Genomic DNA, 4,432 nt, shown 5'->3' on the forward strand with positions numbered 1-4,432 from the left:
CTCTGACCTGATGGCTTCCAATGCAGCCTTTGCTTTAAAATTCCCTGGATATTGCTTTCTCATTCTGTTTCCTTTATAATGGAGTCAATATCACAGAAAAAGCAGCTTAACCATCAGTTCAAATTTCGGGGTCCATTATAGATTTTTGGCACGATAAAATCCGCCATAGGCAAGGCGGATTTATGACAAGAACCCAAGCCATAAAAGCGGAAAAGGAGGCAAAGAAAGCATTAAAAATCAACCGTAAATTTTCCGAGATATGCGAAAAGCGTTTAATGGATCTGAAAGTCCGGCGGACTTTCCGTTATTACAAGGAGAATGAAAACCTGATTAAAGGCTTGGTGAAAATTTGGGGAGGTAAAAATGTCATCAATCGGGAAGATGTTGAAGTTTACATCAATTCCAAGAAATCGCCTACCCAGGCCAACAAGGAATTAAAGATGATTAAAAGGCTTTTCCAGCACGCCGTGGAAAGGGACTGGCTGGAAACAAATCCGGCCAAGAATATAAAATTGCTTCCTGTTTCAAAGAAACGCAAATACATTCCGCCCCAAGAGGATATTATTAAATTTATGGTATCGGCAGGAAAAGACCGCTTCTATTTCTTAACCATTGTTTACACTTTGGCAAGAATGCGGGAAATAAATTATCTGAAATGGGAAGATGTTTATTCGGATTATTTAATCTTGAAAACCCGGAAAGCCCGAAACAGCGACTTAACCGAAAGGAGAATACCCATAAACGAAATCCTTAAATACATCTTAGAACAATTACCAAAGAAAGGAGAATATGTTTTTTGCCAAAACAACGGCAAACCGTATGATTGCCGGAAAAGGCTAATGGCGGGAATTTGCAAGCGGGCAGGAATTAAAAGATTTTCATTCCATTCTTTGCGTCATTATGGAGCCTCTAAATTAGCCGAGGCAGGAGCGCCTTTAACCGCCATTCAAGCAATTCTCGGACATTCTCGCGCTACAACCACCGATACCTACCTGCAATCTCTTGGAATGAAAAAAACGGAAGTGATGAACAGTCTGACGATTAAATCACCACCTTAGCCACCACCGCATTTTTGGGATAATGGCTAAGTAGTTGATTTTTTGGTGGAGCTGAGGAGGATCGAACTCCTGACCTCATGACTGCCAGTCATGCGCTCTCCCAGCTGAGCTACAGCCCCACTCTGTACATGGCCAAGTAACAAAAAGGAATAAAAGAGTCAACATTAAAATTTTGGAATTTTTCAAACTACAGGCAATATACGAATATTTTGGTTGCAATCTTAGCGGCAGTAAATTCCGATACATTAAAACCTTCTATCTTTGAAAGCTCGTTGATATCTGCCGCAATAACTTTTCTTTTTTCCCCAACTGCTTTTATAAGCTTAACAAGCTGCCTGTATGAAAGCCCTCCCGGCTCAGGAGTGCCTGTTCCGGGTATAACTGAAGGATCCAGCCCGTCAAGATCAATTGTCATATAAACTCTTTCAGGCAGAGTCTTTATAACTTTATCTATCCATGAGTCATCCGAAGGTGAAATATTATGAGCATAAAATGGCTTCAATTTTTTTTTCTTTATATATTCGAATTCTTCCGGAGAAAAAGACCTTATTCCAACTTGAGTGACAGGTATTTTTACATCATCAACAATTCTTCGCATTACGCATGCATGATTATAGTTACTGCCGTTCCAGCTGTTTCTTAAATCAAGATGAGCATCAACCTGCAATACTCCAATATCAGGATAAATCCGGGCTGCCGCCATTACGGGTCCGATTGTAATTGCATGATCTCCGCCAAGAGAAAGCAGAAACTTGTTCTTTTTTAAAACAGCCAAAGCAGCTTTTTCCATTTCCTTCACGGCTTTTTCAGGATCATTTGAAGGAAGCAGCGGTTTAAGAGTATGAATACCTATATCTTCCCAATTTATCAAAGTTTCTTCATCCATACTTTCAAGCTGCATGGATGCTTCCAGAATGTGGTATGGCCCATCTTTACTGCCGACACCGTACGATGGGGCATTCTCATAGCACAGCGGCAATACAACTACCTTTGAATCCGCAAGATTTCCCGGTGCAACTTCATTGCTGCCGAAATAAATATATTTTTTTCTTTTCATGAAAACCGTATTCAACAAAATAATATTTAAAATAAGGAACAATCAATAAACATTTTTTGGGTATCTGTGGGATTATTAAGAAAGGTCGTATAAACCTTTGGCTTTATCAGCCAAAGGTTTATAACGGTAGTGATTTATTTTACAAAGATGGCTGCTGCAACTACTGTTGTCCAGAGGCTGCCTTCAGCGCCCAGACATCCCTGGCTAGTGTGCTGTGATTTGACTATCTTTCCACTCATCCTGTAAACTTCGCGCCGTTCGTCATAGTCTTTATTCGGATCAAATTCTATGCCCAGCGTGTTTGCAAGCATTGATGCGGCAAGATCCTCGGCATAGTCACCGGCTTCTGTTTCAGTCTGACCGAATCCGTGGTGTTCCGAAAGATATCCGTAGCGCCCCGGTTCAGCGGGCAAAGCAAGGCCTATGCTTGCAACCACTCTTCGGCCGGGCTCATTAATCTGTTCCCGTGCCATAACACAATATGTTACTTCGCCTGCTTCAAGCTTTGAAAGCCCTTTTTCTATGTCAATTATCTTGCAGCGTGGCGGAAATATTGATGAAACAGTGACAATATTAAGATGCGCAATTCTCGCATCCCGCAGTGCATTTTCAAAGGAAGAAAGCTTTTCCTTTGCTACTCCAAATCCTTTGGTGAAAAACATATACCTTGGTACATACATGTTTTGTCCCCCCATTTTTATTTATTTGAACCAAATAATGACTTTTTACAAACTCATAAATATTTATGAGTTTGTAACACACCAATCCGGTTTTAATACCGGCTTATAACTAAACGTCTGTAAAACCGAGTTGCTTGTTATAAGAAACTTGCCTATTTACATATCATTGAATATTTAATCAAGAAAAAAATGCATATTAAAAATAAAAATCATATTTTATGACAATTGGCTGTATGCTTCTCTGACAAGCTTTCCTATTTCCAGATTTTGCGGACATTTTTGTTCCGCAATGGAAAAATCAAGATCGGCAATTTTTTTTCTTTCATTGATTGGTATTGTTTCAAAAAGCTCTTTTGCCATTACCGGCTCCTTGTAATTTCTCGAATACATAAGACAGCGCATAAGATTTCCTATCGGAACCGCTCCGTAAACTGCGGATTCGCATATTCGGGTACAGCCGGCGCAATATGTACAAGCTGTTTCTTTGGCATATTGCTTTAAAAGATCCATTTCAACAGATGAAAGCTTAGTTTTGTCTATGGCGGCGGCAATATTGGACATCAGGATACTGATGCTCGGCATTTGAGAACAAACGCTTGCAATATCAGGATGTTCCCAAACCGCTTTTAGTTTTGCCTGTTTATCCGTGTACCCGTTTTTTATAAATCTTCCGGCCATCTCAAGTTCGGTTTCGGAACTTGCATTAACCTGACCACCACCTTGTGTTTTCATGGCGGTTAATCCTATCCCGGCTTTCACACAGGCCTCTAAGGCTTTTTTCATATTACCCGAATGCATAAGTCTGAAATTATAAGCCATCATAATTCCGTCTATCCAACCCAGACGTGCAGCGCCCACCATATTTTCTTCCATATTGCTGTGAGTGCTGAAACCGAAAAATCGTATCTTTTTTTCCGCCTTTGCCTTCTCTGCCAATTTTTTTGTATCACCATTGAGTTCGTTTATAGATTTTAAGCCATGAATAAAATACAGATCTATATAAGAGGTTTTCATTCTTTCAAGAGACCGGTTCAAAAGACTATCCATTCCATCAGGAGTCCTTTTGTCCGATTTTGTTACAAGAAAAATCTTTTTTCTTTCTTCAGGATATTTTTCAAAAAACATCCCTATACCCTTTTCGCTTTTTCCTCCTTCATAGCAATCCGCAGTATCCCAATAGGTTACTCCCCATTTAATAGACTGCTTTAAAAGGAGCTGATTCGATGGTATGTCAAACATCCCTCCAAGTCCTAAGATAGATACCTTATCGCCGGTTTTTCCGAATGGGCGTTTTGGCACAGTATCTATGCCGGTATTTGGAGCCGTTGGCCCGGAAATATTTCGACCTGTGCGGTTAGTAAACCCATATCTCACAACAACTACCATGCCGAGTTGGCAACGAGTTTGAAATCAAGTTTTTGGTTTTCGAGCCAGTTCTCTGTCTCAGTTTCTTTTAAGTGCTGTTAGCGAAGCAAGAGCGACAGAACCCGGTTTGTACCAACTCATTCCGTTATGCTTTTGGCGCTCTGAAACAACGAGGTCATTCATCTTCTCTCCAATATTGCTCGAATTTCGAAGACCCAGATGTTTCCGTATTGCATAACACGGGATATAAGGCTTGTTTCGATGCAGATACT

The 4,432-nt window shown here is 40.4% G+C and carries 5 protein-coding genes and 1 tRNA gene; 1 reads left to right on the forward strand and 5 read right to left on the reverse strand.

Annotated features, from left to right (window positions below; genetic code table 11):
• The first annotated feature begins 182 nt into the window (after nt 1-182).
• Nucleotides 183-1,058 (forward strand): tyrosine-type recombinase/integrase, encoded by an 876-nt coding sequence (locus VXK47_RS06720; protein WP_435548002.1) that lies wholly within the window; start codon nt 183-185, stop codon nt 1,056-1,058.
• A gap of 43 nt (nt 1,059-1,101) precedes the next feature.
• Here the strand turns inward: VXK47_RS06720 and VXK47_RS06725 are convergent.
• From VXK47_RS06725 to VXK47_RS06745, 5 genes are all read right to left on the reverse strand, one after another.
• Nucleotides 1,102-1,177, reverse strand: a tRNA-Ala gene (locus VXK47_RS06725).
• A 68-nt stretch (nt 1,178-1,245) separates the two neighbouring features.
• On the reverse strand, nt 1,246-2,115 hold the full coding sequence (gene speB / locus VXK47_RS06730; RefSeq protein WP_435548003.1) for an agmatinase family protein: 870 nt from the start codon (nt 2,113-2,115) through the stop codon (nt 1,246-1,248).
• A 134-nt stretch (nt 2,116-2,249) separates the two neighbouring features.
• Complete coding sequence (locus VXK47_RS06735) at nt 2,250-2,795, reverse strand: pyruvoyl-dependent arginine decarboxylase (protein WP_435548004.1); 546 nt, start codon at nt 2,793-2,795, stop codon at nt 2,250-2,252.
• A gap of 216 nt (nt 2,796-3,011) precedes the next feature.
• Nucleotides 3,012-4,181 carry an aldo/keto reductase gene (locus VXK47_RS06740; RefSeq protein WP_435548005.1) on the reverse strand — a complete coding sequence of 390 codons (1,170 nt, stop codon included), beginning with the start codon at nt 4,179-4,181 and terminating at the stop codon, nt 3,012-3,014.
• Between the two features lie 57 nt (nt 4,182-4,238).
• Nucleotides 4,239-4,432, reverse strand: a 194-nt coding sequence (locus VXK47_RS06745) for a hypothetical protein (protein ID WP_435548006.1), incomplete at its 5' end; no start/stop codon positions are given.

This window comes from Desulfobacterium sp. N47 (genome assembly GCF_051233685.1).
GTDB lineage: Bacteria > Desulfobacterota > Desulfobacteria > Desulfobacterales > RPRI01 > RPRI01.